Origin of the sequence: Nocardia grenadensis (genome assembly GCF_050942415.1) — a bacterium.
GTDB classification, from domain to species: Bacteria; Actinomycetota; Actinomycetes; order Mycobacteriales; family Mycobacteriaceae; genus Nocardia; species Nocardia grenadensis.
This window is the reverse complement of record NZ_CP192054.1, coordinates 1,691,729-1,712,963: the sequence shown is the minus strand read 5'-3', so window position 1 is coordinate 1,712,963 and position 21,235 is coordinate 1,691,729. Positions and strand designations below refer to the sequence as shown.

At 66.7% G+C, this 21,235-nt stretch carries 22 protein-coding genes; 7 read left to right on the top strand and 15 right to left on the bottom strand.

Annotated features, from left to right (window positions below; all coding sequences use genetic code 11):
- Positions 1–242 precede the first annotated feature (242 nt).
- Positions 243–1,403 carry an FAD-dependent monooxygenase gene (locus ACQPYS_RS07725; RefSeq protein WP_433492129.1) on the top strand — a complete coding sequence of 387 codons (1,161 nt, stop codon included), beginning with the start codon at positions 243–245 and terminating at the stop codon, positions 1,401–1,403.
- Between the two features lie 52 nt (positions 1,404–1,455).
- On the opposite strand, the gene ACQPYS_RS07720 is transcribed toward ACQPYS_RS07725, so the two are convergent.
- From ACQPYS_RS07720 to ACQPYS_RS07690, 7 genes are all read right to left on the bottom strand, one after another.
- Complete coding sequence (locus ACQPYS_RS07720; protein WP_433492992.1) at positions 1,456–2,982, bottom strand: polyamine aminopropyltransferase; 1,527 nt, start codon at positions 2,980–2,982, stop codon at positions 1,456–1,458.
- 109 nt (positions 2,983–3,091) lie between these two features.
- Positions 3,092–3,517: a DUF350 domain-containing protein gene (locus tag ACQPYS_RS07715; protein ID WP_433492128.1), complete on the bottom strand. Its 426-nt coding sequence runs from the start codon at positions 3,515–3,517 to the stop codon at positions 3,092–3,094.
- Positions 3,518–3,557: 40 nt separating this feature from the next.
- Complete coding sequence (locus ACQPYS_RS07710) at positions 3,558–3,980, bottom strand: DUF4247 domain-containing protein (RefSeq protein ID WP_433492127.1); 423 nt, start codon at positions 3,978–3,980, stop codon at positions 3,558–3,560.
- 52 nt (positions 3,981–4,032) lie between these two features.
- Complete coding sequence (locus tag ACQPYS_RS07705) at positions 4,033–4,617, bottom strand: DUF4178 domain-containing protein (protein ID WP_431938803.1); 585 nt, start codon at positions 4,615–4,617, stop codon at positions 4,033–4,035.
- Positions 4,618–4,741: 124 nt separating this feature from the next.
- Positions 4,742–6,883 carry a hypothetical protein gene (locus ACQPYS_RS07700; protein ID WP_433492126.1) on the bottom strand — a complete coding sequence of 714 codons (2,142 nt, stop codon included), beginning with the start codon at positions 6,881–6,883 and terminating at the stop codon, positions 4,742–4,744.
- Positions 6,880–8,868 (bottom strand): type VII secretion target, encoded by a 1,989-nt coding sequence (locus tag ACQPYS_RS07695; RefSeq protein ID WP_433492125.1) that lies wholly within the window; start codon positions 8,866–8,868, stop codon positions 6,880–6,882. The genes ACQPYS_RS07700 and ACQPYS_RS07695 overlap by 4 nt, the downstream gene beginning before the upstream one ends.
- 34 nt (positions 8,869–8,902) lie before the next feature.
- Positions 8,903–9,292 (bottom strand): hypothetical protein, encoded by a 390-nt coding sequence (locus ACQPYS_RS07690; protein ID WP_433492124.1) that lies wholly within the window; start codon positions 9,290–9,292, stop codon positions 8,903–8,905.
- Positions 9,293–9,524: 232 nt separating this feature from the next.
- Between ACQPYS_RS07690 and ACQPYS_RS07685 the strand changes: the two genes are divergently transcribed.
- Together ACQPYS_RS07685 and ACQPYS_RS07680 are read left to right on the top strand one after the other, a co-directional pair.
- Entirely contained in the window at positions 9,525–10,796 is a 1,272-nt protein-coding gene (locus tag ACQPYS_RS07685; RefSeq protein ID WP_433492123.1) for an FAD-binding protein, read from the top strand.
- 51 nt (positions 10,797–10,847) lie between these two features.
- On the top strand, positions 10,848–11,888 hold the full coding sequence (locus ACQPYS_RS07680; protein ID WP_433492122.1) for a hypothetical protein: 1,041 nt from the start codon (positions 10,848–10,850) through the stop codon (positions 11,886–11,888).
- An 89-nt stretch (positions 11,889–11,977) separates the two neighbouring features.
- Here ACQPYS_RS07680 and ACQPYS_RS07675 read toward each other — a convergent pair whose 3' ends face one another.
- Complete coding sequence (locus tag ACQPYS_RS07675) at positions 11,978–12,652, bottom strand: class I SAM-dependent methyltransferase (protein ID WP_433492121.1); 675 nt, start codon at positions 12,650–12,652, stop codon at positions 11,978–11,980.
- Positions 12,653–12,770: 118 nt separating this feature from the next.
- Between ACQPYS_RS07675 and ACQPYS_RS07670 the strand changes: the two genes are divergently transcribed.
- A complete protein-coding gene (locus ACQPYS_RS07670) occupies positions 12,771–13,316 on the top strand; it encodes a TetR/AcrR family transcriptional regulator (RefSeq protein WP_433492991.1) in 546 nt (181 codons plus the stop codon).
- A gap of 61 nt (positions 13,317–13,377) precedes the next feature.
- Here ACQPYS_RS07670 and ACQPYS_RS07665 read toward each other — a convergent pair whose 3' ends face one another.
- Genes ACQPYS_RS07665 through ACQPYS_RS07655 form a run of 3 tightly spaced genes read right to left on the bottom strand, consistent with a single transcriptional unit; the run spans position 13,378 to position 15,301 of the window.
- Positions 13,378–14,070 carry an ABC transporter permease gene (locus ACQPYS_RS07665; protein WP_431938555.1) on the bottom strand — a complete coding sequence of 231 codons (693 nt, stop codon included), beginning with the start codon at positions 14,068–14,070 and terminating at the stop codon, positions 13,378–13,380.
- On the bottom strand, positions 14,067–14,984 hold the full coding sequence (locus tag ACQPYS_RS07660; RefSeq protein ID WP_433492120.1) for an ABC transporter ATP-binding protein: 918 nt from the start codon (positions 14,982–14,984) through the stop codon (positions 14,067–14,069). Before ACQPYS_RS07660 ends, ACQPYS_RS07665 begins: the two co-directional genes overlap by 4 nt.
- The gene (locus tag ACQPYS_RS07655) at positions 14,981–15,301 is read right to left on the bottom strand and encodes a GntR family transcriptional regulator (protein WP_431938806.1); all 321 of its coding nucleotides are present in this window, start codon (positions 15,299–15,301) and stop codon (positions 14,981–14,983) included. The genes ACQPYS_RS07660 and ACQPYS_RS07655 overlap by 4 nt, the downstream gene beginning before the upstream one ends.
- A 247-nt stretch (positions 15,302–15,548) precedes the next feature.
- Between ACQPYS_RS07655 and ACQPYS_RS07650 the strand changes: the two genes are divergently transcribed.
- A complete protein-coding gene (locus tag ACQPYS_RS07650) occupies positions 15,549–17,099 on the top strand; it encodes an FAD-binding oxidoreductase (protein WP_433492119.1) in 1,551 nt (516 codons plus the stop codon).
- 6 nt (positions 17,100–17,105) lie between these two features.
- Here the strand turns inward: ACQPYS_RS07650 and ACQPYS_RS07645 are convergent, their stop codons facing one another.
- The 3 genes from ACQPYS_RS07645 to ACQPYS_RS07635 all read right to left on the bottom strand — a co-directional run bounded on the left by ACQPYS_RS07645 (position 17,106) and on the right by ACQPYS_RS07635 (position 18,876).
- Entirely contained in the window at positions 17,106–17,930 is an 825-nt protein-coding gene (locus ACQPYS_RS07645; RefSeq protein ID WP_433492118.1) for a cyclase family protein, read from the bottom strand.
- Between the two features lie 53 nt (positions 17,931–17,983).
- Entirely contained in the window at positions 17,984–18,298 is a 315-nt protein-coding gene (locus tag ACQPYS_RS07640) for a hypothetical protein (protein WP_433492117.1), read from the bottom strand.
- A gap of 146 nt (positions 18,299–18,444) precedes the next feature.
- Positions 18,445–18,876, bottom strand: coding sequence for a VOC family protein (locus ACQPYS_RS07635; protein ID WP_063036812.1), 432 nt, complete (start codon positions 18,874–18,876; stop codon positions 18,445–18,447).
- Positions 18,877–19,141: 265 nt separating this feature from the next.
- Here ACQPYS_RS07635 and ACQPYS_RS07630 point away from each other — a divergent pair, with 265 nt between their 5' ends.
- Positions 19,142–20,242, top strand: a complete 1,101-nt coding sequence (locus tag ACQPYS_RS07630; protein ID WP_433492116.1) for a CHAP domain-containing protein — start codon at positions 19,142–19,144, stop codon at positions 20,240–20,242.
- 87 nt (positions 20,243–20,329) lie between these two features.
- A complete protein-coding gene (locus ACQPYS_RS07625) occupies positions 20,330–20,620 on the top strand; it encodes a hypothetical protein (RefSeq protein WP_433492115.1) in 291 nt (96 codons plus the stop codon).
- Between the two features lie 168 nt (positions 20,621–20,788).
- Here ACQPYS_RS07625 and ACQPYS_RS07620 read toward each other — a convergent pair whose 3' ends face one another.
- Complete coding sequence (locus ACQPYS_RS07620) at positions 20,789–21,007, bottom strand: DUF4287 domain-containing protein (protein WP_431938561.1); 219 nt, start codon at positions 21,005–21,007, stop codon at positions 20,789–20,791.
- Between the last annotated feature and the right edge of the window lie 228 nt (positions 21,008–21,235).

Below are 21,235 nucleotides of genomic sequence, written 5' to 3'. Positions count from 1 at the left end.
CTGCCACGACCGGCAGCGACGCCCGTGGCAGGCGACCGCCCCGCAACGGCGAACGCGCGGCGACCGACGGAACGGCAACGCGGCAGCCGTCGAGATGACACCGCCGCCACCACGAACCATGCCGGGCCGCCACGCAGTCGCCGATTCCAGGGGGATACCGCTGGTCATCGGCCGATCGCTGATACGTACCGGCCCGCGACAATAATCGTGTCGAGCAGCGAAGTTCGAAAGCGGAGGTGGCGATGAGCGCGGAACCGGTGGGTGCCGAACGCCGGGCAGTGGTCGTGGGCGCCGGGGTCGCGGGGCTCACGGCCGCGATCGCGTTGCGACAGCGCGGCTGGCGGGTCGAGGTCCTGGAACGGGCCGCCGGAGCGGAACCGGCCGGTTCGGGACTGAGCCTGTGGCCCAACGGTCTGCGCGGTCTCGATGTGATCGGTGTCGGTGCCGCGATCCGCGCACAGTCGCTGGCGGCGACCGAGGGCGGGATGCGCGATACCGCCGGCCGCTGGCTGTCCCGTACCGATATCGCCACCCTCCGCGACCGTTACGGGGACCTGGTGGTGATCCACCGCAACCAGCTGTCGGACATTCTGCGCACCGTACTGGGCACCGGCTCGCTGCGGTTCGGGTGCGCGGTGGAGGCAGTCGAGTTCAGCGGGCGTGGGGTGAGGTTGCGGCACAGCGCCGGGACTGCCGAGGCCGACCTGGTGGTCGGCGCCGACGGGATCAACAGCACGCTCCGCGCCACCCTGTGGCCGCGCGCCCGGCGCCCGGTGTACGCCGGGTACACCGCCTGGCGGACCATCGTCACCCCGGCCGAACCGGTATTCGCCGGCGGCGAGACCCTGGGCCGCGGGCAGCGTTTCGGTATCGCGCCGCTGCGCGACGGACGCGTCTACCTGTTCGGCACCGCGAATCTGCCGGCCGGGCAGCGTGATCCCGGCCGGGAACTGGACGCACTGCGCCGCCGGTTCGGCAGCTGGCACGACCCGATTCCGGCGCTGCTGGCGGCGGCCGACCCGGCCGCGATATTGCGGCACGATATCTACGAACTGCCCCCGCTGGACACTTACGTGCGGGGACGGGTGGCATTACTGGGCGACGCGGCCCACGCCATGACCCCGAATCTGGGCCAGGGCGCGAACCTCGCCGTCGAGGATGCCGTCACCCTGGCGGCCCTACTCGACCGAGCACCCGATATCCCCGGCGCTCTCACCGAATACGACCGAATCCGCCGTGCCCGGGTACAGCCGCTGGCCCGGCTGTCGCACCGGATGGGCGCCGCACTGCAACTCGCGCTGCCGGCGGCGACTCCGCTGCGCAACACCGTGCTGCGCCTGGCCCCGGACGCCGCGGCCCTGCGTGCGTTGGGTCCGGTGCTGTCCTGGACACCGCCCGCCTGATCCGCCCTGGCCACGCTGCGGCGGATCGGGATAGCGGAGGTCCGGCCGGCGGCTAAACCCACTCCTTGCGGGCCAGCTCGAGAATTGTCGGATGCATGAGCGTCGACGGCTGTTCGCCGGTGTCCCGGCGATCCGGCGCGAAGATCGTCGCGGCCCGCAGGCTCTCCTCGTCCATCGACCGCAGCGGGGCCGGCGGGTCCAGCGCGAGCCGCGGCTCGCGGGCCCGGGTGGCCTGGATGAAACCCCAGTCACCGAAACTGGGGACGTCCACGTGGTACGGCACGATGTTCAAACCAGAGGTACGGACGGTGGCCGCGATACACCAGTACGAGTGCGGAGCGAAGAACGGCGAACCCGCCTGCACCACCATGGTGCCGCCGGGGGCCAGCACCCGGGCCGTCATCGCGTAGAACTCGGTGGAATAGAGCTTGGCGATGGAGGTCTGGTCGGGGTCGGGCAGATCGACGATCACCGCGTCGTAGTCGGCACCGGCGGTCCGCAACCAGGAGAAGGCGTCCGCCGTGACCACCCGCACCCGCGGATCGGCGAAGGAGTTCCGGTTGAGTTCGGTGAGGCGGGGGTCGGTGCGGGCGAGCTCGATCACAGCCGGATCCAGTTCGACCAGCGTCACCGACTCCACATCGGGATACGCCAGGATCTCACGCAGGGCCAGCCCGTCACCGCCTCCGATGACCAGTACTTCGCGGCGCTGCCCGGCCAGCGTCGGATGCACCATCGCCTCGTGGTACCGGTACTCGTCCACCGACGAGAACTGCAGATCACCGTTGAGGAACAACCGGGTGTCCCGGGTTCCGAACGGCGAGACCGATTCGGTGAGCACGATCTTCTGGTATTCGGTCTGCCGCTGCCAGACGATCGGATACGCGAACAGGGCCTGTTGGGCGGTGGCCTCGAACCGGTCGGCGTAGACATAACTGCCGACCAGGACCGCCGCCACCAGCAGGGTCACCGCACCGAGAACCACCCGCACCAGCCGGGACAGATCGGCGCGGAACCAGATGAGCACCAGGACCAGCCCGGCCACCGCGTTCACCACTCCGACGATCAGACTGCCGCGGATCTGCCCGAACACCGGCAGCAGCAGGAACGGGAACGCCAGACCGCCGAGCAGCGCACCCACATAGTCGGCGGCGAACAGATCGGCGACTGCGCTACCCGCCTCCTGTTTCCGGATCCGCTGCAGCATCTCCATCAGCAGCGGGATCTCGGCGCCCACCAGGGCCCCGATCACACAGGACGCCGCCACCAGTGCCGCCGTGTACAGGTCGAGCCAGGCGTAGGCGGCGTATAGGCCCAGCACCGAGAGGCCGCCCACCAGTGCGAGCGCCAACTCCACCACCACGAAGGCAGTGGCGGCCCGGTGCCGCAACGGTTTCGCGGCCAGGGCGCCGACCCCCATCGCGCAGACCATCACGCTGAGCGTGATCGATGCCTGGGTGGCGGTATCGCCGATCAGATAGCTGCCCAGCGTCACCAGGGACAGTTCGTACACCAGTCCGCACGCGGCGCAGACGAACACCGTGGTGAGCAGGGCCAGTCGCGCGAACCGTCCGGAGATGGGCGGCGCCTCCGCTGGTTCGACCGATCCGGCGCCGGACGCGTGTGCGTCCGCGGCCGGCGGGAGTTCCGGCGCGACGGCGCCGGCCCGGGAATCGTTCGGTGCCAACTCAGGTCAGCGCGGATGCGACCACCGCGGCCACCGCGATATGCACCGCCGCACTCACCCACACCCCCGGGTGCAGGTCGGGCTCGTTCACCACACCCCGGAACTCGCCGGGAGTGGCGAACTCCAACACCAGGAACGCCAGCGCCATCGCCACCAGCCCGATGACCCCGTACACCGCGCTGGTGACCAGCGCCTGCCCGACCGCACCGTCGGAGGTCCAGATGGCGGTGGCGACGATAATGCCCACACCCAGCATGTTCGCGGCGACCAGCAGGGCGGCGTTGCGGTTACGCTCCACCCAGATCTGATGACGCAGGTCGCCGGGAGTGAGCACATCCACCAGGACGAACCCCAGCACCATCAGCACGATCCCGAGGCCGGAATAGGCGGCCGCCGCACCGGCGTTCGCGGGCAGGTCTTCGAGCATTGTTTCCTCCTGGGAATGGATCCGGACGCGCGGACGGCGGCTACTTTCCGTCGCCGGGACCGCCGCCACGGAAGCCGGTGTTGTCGCTGGGCCAGCCGAAGACACCGACCGCACTGTGATGCCGCCGGTGCCCCGTCCGGTAGTCGTCCAGCAGGACCTTGGCCCCGGTACCGTTCGGGGAGATCGCGATGATGTCGTCCCGGTACTGCAGGTAGGTGGTGGCGCCGGCGGTGCGCCGGTCCAGCTGGCGTACCCCCTCGGTGATGTCGTCGGCCGTCGCCGTCGGTGACCTGTCGGACGTATACGCCACCCCGTTGTTCGCTTCGTCGAGCTGCGGCGCGCGCGTGTAGTGCGACCCGATATAGGACCGGACACCGGCGTCGTCGTCATCGGACCCGCATCCGGACAGCACCACCGTGAGAATCACGACACACACAGCGAACAGCCAGGACCTACGACTCACAGCAAACCTTCCCCCGTCCGGCGCACAGTCCCTCCGGTGCCGCAGCTATCGCTCAGTTCGACGACTGCGGGTAGATCATAATCGCACTCCGGTACAGCACCTGCCCGATCGCCGCTTCCTTTTTGCCCGATTCACCGAAATCCTCGAACGAGAGCCGGGTACCGTCCGCGGCGGCGTAGTCGTGATAGGCGACGGTGCCCGAGGGCGTGAGACCGGTGGTCGCCTCGCTGATGTATCGGGCGCTTCCCGACTCGTCGAGCCGGAAGGTTTTCCCGTCGTACTCGAGCTCGTTGCCCCCGGCCGTCGGAACCCCCGGTGTCTCCGTCCAGAGCACCAGCTCCAGATCCGGATCCTCCTCCACCGACAGCCATCTGCGTGTGCCCCCGGCGGTATCCAGCAGATGTTCACTCCACTGGTATCCGCCTTCTTTCAGGCGCAGCGAACCACGGACGGTATAGGTTTCGCCGAAGATATCGACGATATCCCCGGCCTTCAGCGCCCGCGGATCACCGCGCAGCGCATCGGAGTCCTTATCGGCGAACGGGTCGACCGGACCGGTCGGCGCGGCCGGCTCGTCCTTCTTCCGGACGAGCAGATACAGCGCGACACCCGCACCGACGAGCACGATGATCAGCACGACGAGCAACAGCGCGTTGATGACAGTCTCCCTCCGGCGAACTCAGCGGAGACTAGCATTCACCGCCGGAGGTTTCCGGCCCCTGGGAGCGGGACCGGAAACCTCCGGGCGGTTCGGCACAGACTCAGGTCGCCTGGGGTTCCTTGGGCGCCTGCACCGCGGGAGGCGCCGGCGGCTGTGACTGGGTGACCTTCGGTTCCGGCAGTCCCGGTGACTCCGGGGCCGCCGGGGTCGCACTGGCGGCGTCCAGCCCACTCGGGTGCAGGAAGTTCTGGAATTTGCCGTACTGGGCGTTGTCCAGGTTGGTCTGGTCCAGCGCGACCACCTGCCCGTTCTCGATGTAGAACAGCCCGGCCCCATTGTTGATCAGGACCGCGCTGTGCCTCTCCCAGGCGATCACATCGCCGGTGTTCGGCGTGCCGTCCACGATCGCCCATGGCCTTTCCGGGGTCTGCGCCGCCACCGTCCCCTCGTAGGCCGTACTCGCATTGATCGCCGGATTCCCATTCTGGTGCGTCAACGCCTCCGCCACGGGCTGGGGCACCTTCAGCGGTTTGCCGTCCGCTCCGGTCAGCGGTTTGCCGTCCGGGCCGGTGAGTTTGGGATCCACCCCCGCGCCCGGGGCGCCCATCACGGGAGGCGTACCGGTGTCGGTAGGGGGTGCGACGGCGGGTTGCGCGTTCGTGGGTTGTCCCGGCGTGGCTGCCACACCCGGGGATTGCTGGCCGGGGCCCGGAGCCGGCTGATCCCGGTCCCGGCGGTCCTCGTCCCGCTTGTCGGCGTCCCTGTCGTTGTTATTGTTGTTGTTACCTCGGTTGAGCATGTTGGGCAGCGCGCTCGCCAGCATTGCCGGCATAATCATCGACGACATATCCATACCGCCGCCACCGCCGGCCGTTTGCGCCGCGGGTTGCTGCGCCTGGGCCACACCGGAACCGCCTTCGGAACCGGTGCCCTCGTTGAGGTACTTCTCGACCATGCTCTTCAGGTCGCTTTTCTCATCCTCGCCGGACGCCGCGGTCAGACCGGTACTGTCGCTATCGGTTCCGGTGGCGCCGACATCCTGCGTGGAATCTCCCAAGATGGTTGAAAACTGCTTGTCGAGATCCTCGAGTGCGGCGTTCGCATTCGTAGCCTGGCCGGCATCCTGGTCGTTGCTTGTATCGTTGGAACCGCCGAGGTCGGGATCACCGCCCCCGTCACCGCCGTTACGCCTGTTTCCGGTATCTCCGTCTCCGGTATCTTCGTCTCCGGTATCTCGGCCGCCATCGCCTCCGCGGTCATCGTCTCCATGATCGATATCTTCGGCCTTTTTCTGGAACTCCTTGGTCGCTTTGGCGTATTCTTCCTCCCACTTCTCGGCGGCCTCTTCGAGAGGTCTTACGTAATATCGCCGTTCGGCCTCGGGAGTTAGAACGAACTTGCCGTGCAGCGGACTGTCTTCGTCGGTGTTCTTGACATAGACGGGTACCTGCATTTCGGACGTGGGGGGACCACCGGAACTCTCCGTCAGAGTGTCACCGTCTCGCGTGAGGTCGTCCGGTTCGAACCGTAGGTGCTCGTTGAGTTCGTCCTTGATCGCCTTGAGTTTCTTGAACGTGTCCGACTTGAGTACTGCCGAGTCTTCGGTGTTCACCTTCACCCCCTTGAGGCCCGCCGTCGCTTCCTCCTGCCGATCCTCGAGCTGCTGCTTCACCTCGTCATGCTCTTTGAGGAGCCGCGCCCACCCCTCCGGAGTCGTAACCTGGTCGCTATCGAGCAAATTGGTGAAGTCCGGAGCAGCCTTGGGATTTCGGGCGCCGAGAGTATCGAAGCCCCACTGCATAGTGAACTCGGTGTCCTCGATCATTTCTATCAGTGTCGGACTGGCACCTTTCGGCTGATAGAGATCGACCCAGTGCAGGTGTTCTTTCTCGTCACGCCTTTCGTACCCGTAATCGCCGAACTTGGGTGTTTCTTCTTCACGCTTGGCATCGATTACCGGTTTCGGGTTGTCGGTTTCGAGTGCCGTAATGATATCCCTATACTTCGGGTCGTCCTTCAGATCACCGGCATCGTGAACGAGCTGTTCTCTTACATCCCATTTATAGCTATCCGAGTGCCTGAAATCCAACTGCCCGAAGGCTTCCTCGAACTCATCCGCACTCAGGCCGGCGAGCGCGTCCAACGCTTCTTTCGCCTGGTTGTCCTGGAAACCGACAGAATCCCAGGTGCCGACATTGTAGTGTCGCTCGATCAGGCCGACAGCGTCGTCCACCTTGGTCATCGGGACCTCCTCTGTTCGGCAGGGCTATAAGGAACGGGCGCGCCAGACCCCGGTTCGACACGGGACGAGAGCGACTCATGCGGGACGGAGAGGCCGGTATCGCCGGCGGCGGCACCGAAACCACGCGTCGACCCCGCATCCACTACCGCCGGAACAGCGCCGAATACCTCCGGCACGGCCACCCGCGGTTCCTGCGACAAAGGGTGCTCAACGATCTGATCGTAGGTGTAGATCACGTCACGGAGCATCTGCCTATCGGGCTCGCCCCGGACCAGTAGCAGCAACAATTCGTTGGCACGACGCTCGAGAGCCGAACTTCGCACGGCTGCCGCGCCGGGCAGGTCCTGGGGAACACCACCGACGGGGATATGGGACACGTCGACCCTCCGCGCCGCCGCGGCGACCGCCATGGTGGAGTTCTCCACGCGGAGCCGATCCCACCATTCGACAGGAACCGGCCGACCGGCGTGCAGCTCATCGAGGATGCGCTGCCGCCGCACACGGGACGTCGCCGTCTCTCCGTGGCCGCCGGGAACAACGGCCCTGAGCCTGTTTTCCGCAGCGCGTGCCAGCTCGAGGCATTTCGCTCTCATATGTGCCGCGGGTACCGCCGCGGCCAATCGCTGCGACTCGTCGGATCCCGCCAACGCGAGCCGATCGACCAGTCCGTCACCGGGCGACGTGAGATCTACCGCCGACTCGGCAGCGGAAACCAGGTCCGCCATCTCCGCGCCCTCCCTGACGAGGTCGGCACGCAGGTCGTCGGCGAGCTCCCCGGAAGAGGCCAAGGCACTGATACGAATCGCCCCGGGACGGCTGACGAACCGACCGAACTCGGCGAGCATCCGGGCCGGGTCGGCGGTTCCTTCCATGCCGGCAGTCGCTCTGCGCGCCAGTCGACCGAAAGCCGGTGCCCATCTCCAGGGCAGGGCAACCTCCGACGGTAGGAACAAACCGGGCGGAAGCCAACCGCGGCCCTCGTTGGAGGTCAGCAGAATCACCGGTCCACCGGGCGTGCGTAACACCGCGACGGCCCAGTCCAGGCCGTGGGTGGTATCAGCGACTGCTGCAAGAGTAGCGGCCAGCAGGGTGCGGGCCAGTTCCAGATCCTCATCGTCCCGCTCGCCTACCACCAGCGACGGTAATGCCTTCCTCGCGCTTTCCGGGTGGACAGCCGCGGCGAGCGGGCCGGTCGCGAGAGGTTGAGGCATCGTGGACGAGGAGTCCGCCCCGCTGCCGGCCACGACCTCCGGAAGCGGCGCCAGGGCCGACTGCACAGGCACTGCGCCAACCGCGTTCCCTGCTCCCGCCGCTTCCACGGGACCCGCCTCGGATGCGTAGACCACCCGGGGCGCACCCGGAGCTGTTGCGGCGGAGAGTTGCTCGGAAGCGGTGAACGGCCCGGCATCGCGCGGGGCATCTGCGACGAAGGGCACGGCAACTCGCGGCGGCGGCGCGAAGTCGCCCGGTACGCCCGCGACAGGCTGTTGAGGGCGGGGTCCGATCGGACCGGGTCCGTGTTCGACCCCGCCGGGCGGCCCCGGGCTGTGCCGTGCGGCGGTGGACGGAGACCCTGTTGTCGTCGTGTGTGCCGGCGCCGCAACCGGACCGGCGCCCAGGGGAGGAACGGGAACAACGGGGGTGTTCGGCGCAGCGTGGACGGGAGGTGCCTCGATGCCTGCGCCTGCTCGATCGACCCGACGCCCACTACTCTGGTCTGCTTGCTCGAGTGCGATTGCCCCCGCGAGCAATTCTTCACGGGCCCGGTCATGTTTGGCGGCACGGCGTTCCGCCCTCTCGTGCCTCCTGTTGTAGTAGTCCACGAGGGCGGCACGCACCGGATCGGCGATAGTACCGTATGCGTCCGCGAACGTAGCGAGCCAGTCATGCGGGATTTCACCCCACTTGCGAATGTTCGCGGCAACCCGGGCGTGCTGCTCAGCCTTCCTGCGCAGTTCCTCCGGCTCGATGTCCAGATACGGCATACTCCACTAGTTCCTCCCGCCGACTATCCGAGACTCATTGTTCCGGCTTCCCAAAGTTGGGGAACGGCCGATCCAGATCGGTTTTCGCCTGCCATTCCCGGGTCATCTCCGCGAGCGGACGCGGCAAGCTGGCGACGTCGTTCATAGCGAACTCGTACTGGCGGCGCGCATCCTGCAGACTCTCGGAGATCGCGGCAATGATTTCGGCGGCCAGTTCCCGGTTGTCGAATCGGGCACAGGTCCCGGGCGCCAGATACAGGTCCATCAACCGTCCGAACGCATCGACCTCCGGAATGACAAGGCCACTCGGGGATGGACGGCGGGCAACGATCTCGTCGACTCGCTCACGGACTGCGGCGATCCGGTGCCGCAGCTCACGCGACATGTCCAGCGCGACACGTACGTTGGGGTGGACATCTCTCATTGACCCTCACTCACTCGCCGCCCGAGCCGCAACGCACCGGTTCCAGTGGCTCCACCAGCGGCAAGCCGACCAGCAATGACCACGACCAGAAGTGCGTGGGTGGGCTCACATCCGGATACCGGCACACCACGAACTCCTTCAGAGATTAACCGGCGGAGCCGCCCCGACCGACCACAACCCCCAGCGATGGGAAGAAGTAATGCTCGGGTAGTGATTTGGTTGAGGTGACGCAATGAGTTCACAGCAGGTAGCGATCGACGATCTCACCACCGACTTCGGTGGACTTCGGCGTGCGGTTCCCGCAGCCGTACACCGCATGCCCACCGCGTTCTCCGCACCGTTACTCGGATCCGGTCGACCATTGACGTTGCGCGGCGCCGGGCATTCCTGCGATGGGCAGACCGTCACCAACGGTGAACTACTCGTCGTCTATTCACCCGAGAGCGCGGCCCGGCAGGTACGCGATCACAGCGAGACGCTGACGGAAGCACCCGCCTGGGCGAGTTGGTCCGGCCTCGAGCGGTACCTCAACGACCGGGGCAGGTCGGCCCCGGTCCTGACCGACCATCTGTCGGTTTCTGTCGGCGGTACCCTGTCGGCCGGTGGTGTCGGCGTCGGTTCGGTGAAATATGGTATGCAGGTCGATCAGGTGGAGCGGATCCAGCTGATCGACGGCACGGGAGTCAGCCGCTGGTGCTCACGTACCGAATGTCCGGAGCTGTTTCGTTTCGCCCTCGGCGGGTTCGGTACCGTCGGGCTGATCGAACAGGTGGTGCTGCGCACCGTACCGCTTCTCCCCTACACGCACGTCCACCGGACCTTTCACCGCACGACCACCGACCTCGCCGAGGAGGCCGAGGACATCGCACTACGCGATGACATCGATATCTACTGCGCCTCCCTGCGTGCGGGCGTCCTCTCGTCGGTCGTGGGTCGGCGCACTCACGAACGTCCGCTATGCCGGGCGGAGAACTGCGACATAGTGCGCACTCGGCCACACAGCGGCCGATCCCACAACCGGCCGGTCGCCGCCACCAAGGACCGAGTTCACCTCTGGACCGATTTCACCGTACCGGCGGGACGGTTCACTCAGCTGGTAGCAGCGGTCGAAACCCTCCGACACCGCCCTCCTCTCGATCGTGTCCTCACAATGTTGTACGTCCTGATCATTCGCCGTCCGCTGAATGCTGTCCCATTCGCCTTCGCCCCGGCGGGTGATGCTCCTGTCTCGATCGGGCTGGGACTCTATACCTCGGTCGACCGCGATCCGCACACCATTACCGAAACCCGACTCGTATTCCATGAGCTCTCCCAGCAGTGTCGCGATCTAGGGGGACGGCCCTACCTCTACGGCACCCACTACCTCGACGCCTCACTGGGCGAGCAGTTCTACGGGCCGGACCTGAATCGGCTCGCACAACTTCGGTCAATACATCGATTGGAACATGTGAATGCGCACCTACCACTCGCACAAGCCGCCGCTTATCTCCACCGCAATCGTTGACACGTGCGCCCGAGAGCCCGGGGGGCAGCCCGCCCGAGCGGACCGACCACGGTGAGCACCACCGCTGCCGCGAAGTTTTTGGTGGATCTGGCCGGCCGAGTGGTGCGGGACTACGACCCGACGCTGATCCGGGAGATCATCGAACGCGCCTCGGGAGGAGAATTGAACGAGCGGAGAGCCGACGGCCAGCGGGCCAGCACACTCACCATCTCCGGTCTTCCATTCGAGGCCAGCGTTACGGGCGGACTGGGGGGTTTCCACCCCGCAATTCGCTACGTCACCGAAACCGCAACGAATACACAGGATTTCAGCGCACGAGTCACCGGTCAGCTCGCGACGATACAAGACCTTGTCGCCTACTTGCCGGGTGGAACCGAGACGCTGGCAGATCAGCTGTGTGACTTCGTCATCTCGATGTATCCCGCGCCGGAGCACGTTTCTGCACGGCATCGGCTGGTGACGTGGCTGGGAATCGTCCACCATGCCTCACTACCACGGCGCGCGGCGGGCCTGAAGGTGTACGGAAACCCGGCAGGCGTAGCGGGAGGGCTTCACCGATGGGCCAGTGCGCGCACGGGGTTCGAGGGTTTGGTGCCGATACCTCAGCAGGAGAAGGTCATCCGGCCCGTCGGTGCCGCGATCGAAGTCGATGCACAGGGGAAGGTGACCCCCAAGATCTACCTGCGGGCCCGGTACAACGATGTCGCCTTTCCGATGAAATTGGTCCGGTACTTCGGGGAACCGGCATGGGAGCTGCTCTCCGAACTCGTTTCCTGCGGGGTGGATGCGGCGAGGTTCCACGAGCACGACTACTTCGTGTGCTGCACACCCCGCACCTTCACCCTCTATACGATCGCGCGGCGGGACCAGGACCTGTCGAGTCTCGTACGTATGCTTGCTTCCCGTCATCACGGCACCACAGATGCCGTCGACGCTCTCGTCCGAGCCGCGGAGTCGAGCGGTGCCACCTTTCGATACTCCGGGGTCGGTTTGGGCTACTCCGCAGGGCTCGGGGTGGATAAATTGAATGTCTACGGCACGCCCTCATGGGAGCAACCCGTCGATGACCGGGACCACCGATCGGACGGGTAGATGTCAGCACTGCGTTGCGGCCCACGACGAAGAAAGTATGGCGAGAGTGCTGCCCGATATCCCGGGGTCGGCGAAGATATCGGATTCCGCTACGGTTCCTCGCGCCTGACCGATATCAGGAGGCCGGTATTGGGTAGGTCCGCGATGAATTCCGGCTCCGTAAAGCCGAGTTCACGCAGAACCGGCGAGTACCGGTGGATATCCACGGCCGCGAACGGGTCGGCCGATCCCTTCCGCCGGATTCGATTACTTCGGGTGAAAACCGCCCGCAGCAGCCCGGACGGATATGCGTCCGCGAGCACCAGCCTTCCACCCGGCCGCAACACTCTCCACATCTCCGCCAGCGCCGCCCGCCGATACCGTTCAGGAATATGGTGCATCACGAAAGTACAGGTGACCACGTCGAATGCCGCGTCCGGCAGCGCGAGTTCCTGGGCGGTGGAGCGGAGGTAGCGATTGTGCGGGTCGCGCCGCCGGTTGTGGGCGATCGCCACCGCGGAAGGATCGACACCGGTGGCGCTGCCACGCGGCCCTACTCGCCGGCCCAGGACGCGAACCAGCGTGCCCGGTCCGCAGCCGATATCCAGTGCGTCTTCACCTTCTCGCAGACCACTGTGGGAGACGATTCCATCCAGTAGTCGGCTCTGTCGCCCGAGGAAGAAGACCGTGGTGAAGAGGTTGTATCGTCGCAGCCCCGAAAGAATGAGGCCGGTTTCCGGTTCGTCGACGAACATAGGGGTGCGTACTTGCTGTTCCGATGTCATGGATTGATCGTCGCGACCTCGCCGGCTCTCGACCAGAATCAGTTCCGCCGGATCCGTCCGTTTCCGCACAGATTCGGCGGAACCGTCCCGGCGAGCATCGAGTATGGGAGGCGTGGCTATGCAAACACCGGACCGTCGGGTCCGCCGTACCCGGGACGCCCTGCACCGGGCGCTCATCGAGTTGATGATGCAGCGCCCCTACGACCGCATCACCGTGAGCGACGTGATCGCCCGGGCCGATGTGGGCCGCTCGACCTTCTACGCCCACTACCGTGACAAGGACGAGCTGCTCGTGGTGAGTTGCGCCGAGCACCTACGCAAGGAGATCGCCCGCTCCGCGGATCGGGGACCGTGGGCTCCGGTGCGGGTGATGCTCGACCTGGCCGCCGGTTATCCCGAGGTGTACCGACCGCTGGTGGGCCCGAAGGCGTCGGCGACCGCGTTACGCGGCTACCGGCAGAGTATGGCGACGATCCTGCGGGAGCATATCGCCGAGCAGCCGGGCCTCCCCGCCGATGACCTCATGGTCACCACGGTGTCGTGGGCACTGGTGGGCCTGCTCACCGCGGTCGCCGATCCGTCGGCGCCGGTACCACCCCAGACCGCCTGGCGGCATTTCGAAACCACGTTCACCCGGCGGGTGGACCGGCCGGGCGCGGACTGACCGATCCGGAAACGACAGAGCCCTGTCCGCCGGTCGCGGACAGGGCCTGGGACGGGTGCGGTCAGGCGGTGGCCCGGCGGATCGCCGCCCACGCCCCGATCAGCGCGGCCAGCGCGACCACCGCAGGCAGCACCACCATCGGCACCACCCGGGGTGTATCGGCGAACCAGGAACCCACCGCGGGCCACCAGCGCTGCCAGGTCACCAGGATGGCGGCGAGGCCGCCGACGAGCAGAAAGGCGGCGCCGGTGGTGAACAGCCCGGTGACCCGCCAGCGCTGGTAGATCGCGCCGAGCAACAGGCTCACGCAGGCGACCAGGCTCAGGAACGCCGCGTAGGTGCCCAACTGGATCAGCCGGTTGTCGGTGAAACTGCCCGGCAGCCCGAACATCTTCATCCGCACACCCCACCCGTCGGTGTGGTCCTCGACAATGGCCAGCACCCACAGCAGCAGGGCCGTTCCGATCACCTGCACCGCGCCGACCAGGGCGGTGGCATTGAAGAAGTCGCGGCGGGTGACCCCGAGACCGAGGGCGAACGGGAAGGTCTGGGTCATCGCGCCCATATAGAACGCCATGGTCACGCCGAGGATGGAGTAGATGCTGCCGGTGGTGTTCGCTTCGGTGGCGTCGACGAGGGCGAAGATCACCCACGGGATCGCGAAGGCCGCGAGGAGGATTCCCAGCGGCCAGGCCAGGAGCAGCGGCCAGGCCACCGTGTGGATCCGGGAGACGTTGAGGGCGCGGGCGATCATGACTGTTCCTTGCCGTGCACGGGGGTGGTTTCGACGATGAGCTGCTGCAGTGAGACCGGTTCCACCAGCAGGCCCAGCGCTTTCGCGTGCCGGGTGTCCTCGGCGTGGTCGGCAGTGCGCAGCCGGACCCGGCTCTGTGTGCCCAGCGATTCCCGGCGCAGCTCCGGCCGGCCGGCGACGAAACGGTCGATATCGGGGGTCGGTCCGGCGACGCTGAGGGCCGAATCGCGCAGCTCGTCGGCGGAGGCGTCGGTGACGAGCCGGCCGCGGTCGATGAGCAGGACGTGTTCGAGGAGGTCGGCGACCTCGTCGATCAGATGGGTGGACAGCACCACGGTGCGCGGATGCTCGGCGTAGTCGGCGAGTAGGCGGTCGTAGAAGAGCTGCCGGGCCACGGCGTCCAAGCCGAGATATGGTTCGTCGAAGAAGGTGAGCGGAGCGCGGGACGCCAGACCGACGATGACCCCGAGCGCGGAGGTCATTCCGCGGGAGAGCTTCTTCACCTTCCGGTCGGCGGGCAGATCGAAATCGCGCATCAATTCGCGCGCGAAGTCCTCGTCCCAGTTGGGCAGCAGATGCCGTGCCGCGCCGAGCACATGCCGGACCTTGTAGTCGGCCGGGTAGGCCTGACTCTCCTTGATGAAGGACACCGAGCGCAGTACTTCGGCGTTCTCGTGCGGGGCCGCCCCGTTGATGCGGACTTCGCCGGAAGTCTGGAACAGCTGTCCGGTGAGCACCTGCATGAGGGTGGTCTTCCCGGCGCCGTTACGGCCGAGCAGCCCGTAGATGGTGTTCTCGCGCAGATCGAAGGTCACATCGTCGAGCGCGGTGACCGAGCCGAACCGCATGGTGACCCCGCGGGCGCGGGCCAGCACCTCGTTGTCGAGCGCCGGGTCGATGAAAGTGGTGTTCATTGGGTCCCCTCCCGCTGGTCGAGCAGGGTCTTGAGTTCGTCGATACCCAGGCCGAGTTTGTCCGCCTCGGCAATGAGCGGGTCGATGTATTGCTGCGCGAAGCGTTCTCTGCGCCGCAGCCGCAGCGCACCGCGCGCACCGGCGGTGACGAACATGCCGATCCCTCGTTTCTTGTACAGAATCCCGTCCGACACCAGCTGGTTCAGGCCCTTGGCCGCGGTCGCCGGGTTGATCCGGTGGAAGGCCGCGAGCTCGTTCGACGACGGCGCCTGACTCTCCTCGGGCAGCGATCCGTCGATGATCGAGTTCTCGACCATCTCCGCGATCTGGAGGAAGAGCGGCTTACCGTCCGCGAGCACGGGCCCTCACCTTACCTGGTTGAGTGGTTCATTACTCATGTAATGAACCATAGAGCCTAGAGGTGTCCCCGCGCAAGCCGCGGCGCACTGTCTACCCGCCCGGCTGTCCCGGACCGACGACGCCGGGTACGGAATGCGACCGAGAAAGCGCTGGTGGCACTAGGGTGGTCACGCAGATTCGCCGGATCGAACGCAGGGGGTCCGCATGCTGTCACGCCGTAAGCTCTTCGCCGCGACCGCTCTCGGCGCCGCCGCGGTGAGCGTGCCGCGCACACCGGCCCGGGCCGCCCCCGCCGTACTCCCCGGTCAGAGCGCCTACCGTGCCCTGACCCTGCGCGGGTACAACCGGCGATTCGTCGCTCGTCCACAGCGGATCCATCTCCCGGCGACCGCGGAGGAAGTGCGCGCGGCGCTCGCGAACTCGGTACGGGACGGCCTGCGTCCGGCCGCCCGTTCCGGGGGCCACTGCTTCGAGGATTTCGTGGACAGCGCGGATACCCGGTCACTGATCGATCTGCGCGGGTTGAACCGCGTCGACTGGGACGCCGAACATCGCGCGTTCTCGGTGGGTCCCGGCCTCACCCTGGAGCAGTTGTACACGGAGCTGGCGCGCTGGAACGTGACCGTACCGGGCGGTATCTGCCGGGCCGTCGGGGTCGGCGGGCATATCAGCGGCGGCGGGTACGGCCCGCTGTCGCGGCGGCACGGTCTGGTGGCCGACCACCTGTACGGGGTGGAGGTGGCCACCGTGGCACGCGACGGCAGCGTCGCACTGACGACGGCGACCAGGAACGGGCCGCACGAAGACCTCTGGTGGGCCCATACCGGCGGAGGCGGCGGCAATTTCGGGATCGTCACCCGTTACCTGCTGCGATCCCCCGGATCCGACGGCGCCGATCCGGCGACCGCGCTCCCCCGGCCGCCGCGTTCGATGCTCAGCACCGAGCTGACCCTGCCGGTCACCACCGAGGAGTCGTTCGTCCGCTTCATGGGCAACTATCTCGATTTCTACGCGCGCCACCGCGAGCCCGGGAACCGGTTCGCGGGCCTGTACGCGCCGATCAGCTTCCGGCCCACCCTGACCGGATTCGGCGAGATGCTGATCATCCAGGCCGACGACGGGCCGGACGCCCGGGCGCTGGTGGACGAGTTCGTGGCGACGGTCTGTGCCGGGGTGGTCCCGGGAGCGACGGTCCCGCCGGCCGTCGAGAAGACCTACGCCGATACGGTCGCGCATGTCTACTACGCGGGCACCGACGACCCGCCCCGGGTCAAGACCAAGGCGGCCTACCTGCGCCGGCCATACACCACCGACCAACTGCGCAGCTGTTACCGCCATATCGTCTCGCCGGCCTTCGTCGGCGAATCGGCCCTGGAGTTCCTACCCTTCGGCGGTGCGATCAACGCGGTCACACCCGACGCCACCGCCATACCGGCACGCGACTCGTTCATGAAAATGCTCATCCACGCCGCCTGGCGGCTACCCGCCGACGACGAACGCCATATCGGGGTCGCCCGGCAGTTGTACCGCGAGCTGTATTCCGCGACCGGTGGTGTGCCGGTCCCCGACGATCGCAACGGCGGCAGCTACATCAACTACCCCGACCCCGATCTGGCCGACCCGGAATTCAACCGGTCCAGCACTCCCTGGCACGCACTGTATTACGGCGCCAACTACCCACGGCTGCAACGGGTCAAAGCGGAATGGGACCCGAACAATGTCTTCCGGCACCGGCTCTCCATCGCCCTGCCCTGAATCGGCTCAGGTCAGGGCGAGCACGCGGCACGGGCCGCCGGTGCCGCCCACGTGTTTGGGCGCACCCACCACCACGGTTCCTCCCGCCGGTGGGACCGCGGCCAGGTTGACCAGAAGTTCGACACCGTAGCGGCCGGAGTCGAGGATCTCGGTATGGGCTCCGAAATCCGGGTCGGACGCCCGGTCGAGGCTCAGGGTGTCCACGCCCGCACCCACGATCGCGCGTTCGCGCACCAGGAACTCCGCGGTCTCGGCGGCGAATCCCGGCGCGTGCGGAACACCCTGGTCATCGAGATTCAGGAAGGCGCCGGGCACCTCCAGCCGGCGTTCCCAGCCGGAGTACATGGCCACGAACGCCCGCTCCGGGATCCGGCCGTGCCGGGTCTCCCAGGCGGCGATATCGTCCGGCGTCACCGCCGCATCGGCATCGGAACCGGCCCGGGCACTGATATCGATCACCACCAGCGGCGCAACCAGATCACGCGCCGCGAGCATATCGGTGGACTGCGCGCCGCGACGGTGTGTCGGCGCGTCCAGATGTGTTCCGGTGTGCTCCCAGTAGGCCAGCAGATTCTGGTCGAATCCGCCCGCCGCCTCCCAGGCGACCGGAACCATCGAAAACGGTGGTACGCCGGGCCATGTAGGAGTCCGGGCGCTGAGCGCATGCGTCAGATCCACCACTCCGCCGTTGGCGGCACGCGCGGGGACCGCGGGAGCGGCGACGCCCAGCGCGGCCGCGGCACCGGCGGCACGGAGAAAGGCCCGCCGACCCGAGCCCGGCGCGTCGTCGGCGGTCGCGCGGAGGTCTCGAATGATCTGTGGTGTGCACATCAGGCGGGCAGCCTAAGTGAACCCGCGCCGGAACTCGAGTATGCCGCGCCGATTCAGGAGCCGTGGTGGTAGGAGAGGTCCGGCCACGGCGGACGCCGCAGCACCGCCAGCGCGGCGATCACGGCGGCCAGCAACCCGATCCATTCACCAAGCTGCGCTATCCGGTTGACGTCCACCGCCGGAACCCAGGTGGCCGCGCTGTCGCGTACCACGAAGATCCCCGCGGGCCGCATCGCCGAACCGGGAAGCCAGCCGCGGCGGGAGACAGTGATGACGATGGCACCGTCCGCTGTCTCGAACGGTTCCCCGTAGACCGTGGTGGGCACGGAATCGACCGAGGCCGGTGCCAGTCGTTCCCGAATCACCATGTGTCCAACTCCGATTCTTCGTGCCGGTGCGCACCGTGGCCGGTGCGGCGGTACCCGGAAGACTACGTTTCGGGGCGCGGCACCGGAGCCGATCCGGTCACCCCTCCCGGAATCCGATGCCGTCCCGGGCGATTTGCTGCCACGCGTCAACTCAATACGACAGAGCCGTCCGGGTCGATCCGCCACGCGGGGTTGTACGCGATTTCCCAGACCACGCCGTTGGGGTCGGCGACATGACCGTTGAATATTCCCCCGAATTCGCTGTCCCGCGGCTGTTTGAGCACGGTGCCACCGGCGGCGACCACGGCGTCCACGGTATCGCGCACCTCATCGCGGCTGCCGACATTGTGCGAGAGGGTCAGGCCCGAGACCGCGGCGCGGTCCGAACCGTCGGAGATATCGGCAGCGAACTTCGCCGCCTCGAAGAAGCCCAGGACCAGACCGGGCGCGATCTGGAAGAAGATGATCTCGTCGGGGACGTCGAGCAGCGGTTCCCAGCCGAGACCGTCGACATAGAAGCGGCGGGCCGCGTCGAGATCGGCCGTCGCGAGCGTCAGGAAATGCGCCTGCTGTTCCACGAAACCTCCTGTTCGAATGCCCGATCGTAGCCGCGGGCGGGGCGCGAGCGGACCCTGCCCACGGGCCACGGCTCCCTGTAGCCGCGGGAAATAAACCCGCTACCGGGAATCCGCCGACTGGCGAGAACAATTCTCGGCGCCGAGAATGTCCGTTAACCGCAGTATGTCGCGCTCGAGTGTCCACCGGAGTGGGCCGCAGGCCCGATAGCGGTATGTCCCCGATTCGTTGCCGTGGCCTCGCCGGCCGCGCAGAGAAAGGATCCGGATGAGCCCGACCACCGTGGAAAAGCTCGAGGTCAGGCTGCCACACCCCGAGGGCGCCAGTCCGGGCCTCAACGCGATCATCGATGCCGTCGAGGAATACATCCAGCGGTCGATCCTGCTGCTGGCCTCCGGCACTCCGGGCGACCAGTTGGATTTCGTTGCCTGGCTGGACGGCAAGGGATTGCTCAGCGAAAAGGGACTCGACGAGCCCGATGGTGAGTCGGTGCTGGTCGACGACTATTCCGACCGGCGCCAGGAGGTGAAGGACCGGACGGCCGAACTCGAACGACAGAACCGGGATGTCGACGACTCCCAGGTCTCGGCCTTCCACACCTCGAACCAGACCTACCAGAACATCGTGGCGATCGTGGAGGATTTGCAGGACGCCCTGAACGGCGCGCACCCGACGACAAAGGGCGAGGACGGGGTGTACCGGTTGTCCGCCGCCACCGAAGCCGGTTTGCTCCGTTCGCTACTCATTGCCGTCGGCCGGGTCTACGACGAAGTCGAGAAAGCGGCGATCGAAATCGAGAACCGTGCCCGCGATGTCGACAGAGCGGTCCCGCAGGTCCCGGAGCGCTATCGCACCGGCGGCGGGGTGCCGCTGAGTCCCGTCTACCGGCCGACCCCCAGTACCGCCAGCTACCGGATCACCGATCCGAACGACCCCACCGGCACCATCCTGTCAGCGGCCAGAGGCGAACTCGGTGTCGCCGAGTCGGGCACGAACTATGTGGCTGGCAAGCCCTACAACATCAACGGGCCCTGGTGCGCGGCCTTCACCAGCTGGTTGTGGAAGGAGGCCGGCTACGACGTCGACTGGACCAACCCCAACTATGTACCGGCCATCTGGAACGACGCCCACGCGATGAAACTACAGGCGACCGCCGCTGAGGCCGAACCCGGTGATCTGATCGTTTTCGATTGGGAAGGCGACGGCACTCCCGACCATATCGGCATCGTGGAGAGAAAAGACGGCGAAACCATTTACACAATCGAAGGCAACTCCAGCGATAGGGTCGCGCGCAGGGAATACGAAGCGGGCTCGGGCAATATCGTCGGCTTCGTCAAGCAACCGCCCACGGGCTCGGTGAGCAGGTAGCCGCGGCCGATCCCCGTTCGGCAGCGACGAGCGCTGCCCGAGCATGGCGACCATCGGCCCCGATCTATGCGTATACGTCCACTTTCCATGGATCCACTGAGCTTCGCGGTCGGCGCCGGCCTGATCGCAATCGGCTGGATTGGCGGCCGGTTCGGCTCGCGGCGACGGACCGGATCGAAGAACGCAGTCACCGCCCGCTGCGGCCACGGCCACGACCTGGCGATGCACGACCGCGAGACCGGTAAATGTCACGCGCAACTCCGTCGCAAGGACATTCACGAACTGCGCGTATGGGTCGGCTGCAACTGCCGCCGCTACACCGGACCCAAGCCGCTGGAAGAGGTATTCAGCCCGCCGATCGTCCCGCCGGAATCCTGACACGACCGTAGCCGGGTGCGGTGCCCATGCCGCCCCACCCGGAAAGCGACCCTCGACCCACGGCTCGACGGACAGGGCGTTCCGGCAGGAGCATTCGATGACGATGCGGAACATCCGCAGCACCCCTCGTACGTACCGGTGCTCCTACCGGGACCCGAACGGATCAGGTCAGGCCGCGGCCCATTTCTCGGGATGAAGATGATGCTGGACGAGTGCGTTCGCGTGCCCGTGCCCGAACCCGTGCTCGGACTTCAGCAATTCGACGAGTTCCTTGTGCGAGGTCGACCCGGCGGCACGGAGAACCTCCTTCCACTCCTCGATGCTGCGGCCGTACTTGGCCTCGATGGACGGGAAGTAGGACGCAGGTCCCTTCGGGGTGGTGGCCATTCTCGATCTCCTCGCTGGTTACGAACTCGATAGGTGAGACGGGAGGCTCGTCGAGATCTCATCGCCCACGCCGACTATGTGTCGCAGGCCACTCGAAGTTCGTTACCGATGGAGTTCCTCGCCCGGAGCGGTATCTCGCGGTCACGTGAGCGGCCCTGGACCCGACCGAGGCTCGTGAACTCGTCGTCGATGCGTGGCGGATGCTCGTCCCCAAGAAACTATCCCACA

Coding starts and splice junctions, on each gene's coding strand:
- ACQPYS_RS07675 (WP_433492121.1), bottom strand. CDS start 12,652: ATGACATCGGAACAGCAAGTACGCACCCCTATGTTCGTCGACGAACCG.
- ACQPYS_RS07620 (WP_431938561.1), bottom strand. CDS start 21,007: ATGGCCACCACCCCGAAGGGACCTGCGTCCTACTTCCCGTCCATCGAG.
- ACQPYS_RS07645 (WP_433492118.1), bottom strand. CDS start 17,930: ATGTGCACACCACAGATCATTCGAGACCTCCGCGCGACCGCCGACGAC.
- ACQPYS_RS07660 (WP_433492120.1), bottom strand. CDS start 14,984: ATGAACACCACTTTCATCGACCCGGCGCTCGACAACGAGGTGCTGGCC.
- ACQPYS_RS07700 (WP_433492126.1), bottom strand. CDS start 6,883: ATGACCAAGGTGGACGACGCTGTCGGCCTGATCGAGCGACACTACAAT.
- ACQPYS_RS07630 (WP_433492116.1), top strand. CDS start 19,142: ATGAGCCCGACCACCGTGGAAAAGCTCGAGGTCAGGCTGCCACACCCC.
- ACQPYS_RS07650 (WP_433492119.1), top strand. CDS start 15,549: ATGCTGTCACGCCGTAAGCTCTTCGCCGCGACCGCTCTCGGCGCCGCC.
- ACQPYS_RS07625 (WP_433492115.1), top strand. CDS start 20,330: ATGGATCCACTGAGCTTCGCGGTCGGCGCCGGCCTGATCGCAATCGGC.
- ACQPYS_RS07725 (WP_433492129.1), top strand. CDS start 243: ATGAGCGCGGAACCGGTGGGTGCCGAACGCCGGGCAGTGGTCGTGGGC.
- ACQPYS_RS07640 (WP_433492117.1), bottom strand. CDS start 18,298: ATGGTGATTCGGGAACGACTGGCACCGGCCTCGGTCGATTCCGTGCCC.
- ACQPYS_RS07685 (WP_433492123.1), top strand. CDS start 9,525: ATGAGTTCACAGCAGGTAGCGATCGACGATCTCACCACCGACTTCGGT.
- ACQPYS_RS07670 (WP_433492991.1), top strand. CDS start 12,771: ATGCAAACACCGGACCGTCGGGTCCGCCGTACCCGGGACGCCCTGCAC.
- ACQPYS_RS07665 (WP_431938555.1), bottom strand. CDS start 14,070: ATGATCGCCCGCGCCCTCAACGTCTCCCGGATCCACACGGTGGCCTGG.
- ACQPYS_RS07695 (WP_433492125.1), bottom strand. CDS start 8,868: ATGCCGTATCTGGACATCGAGCCGGAGGAACTGCGCAGGAAGGCTGAG.
- ACQPYS_RS07655 (WP_431938806.1), bottom strand. CDS start 15,301: ATGGTCGAGAACTCGATCATCGACGGATCGCTGCCCGAGGAGAGTCAG.
- ACQPYS_RS07715 (WP_433492128.1), bottom strand. CDS start 3,517: ATGCTCGAAGACCTGCCCGCGAACGCCGGTGCGGCGGCCGCCTATTCC.
- ACQPYS_RS07690 (WP_433492124.1), bottom strand. CDS start 9,292: ATGAGAGATGTCCACCCCAACGTACGTGTCGCGCTGGACATGTCGCGT.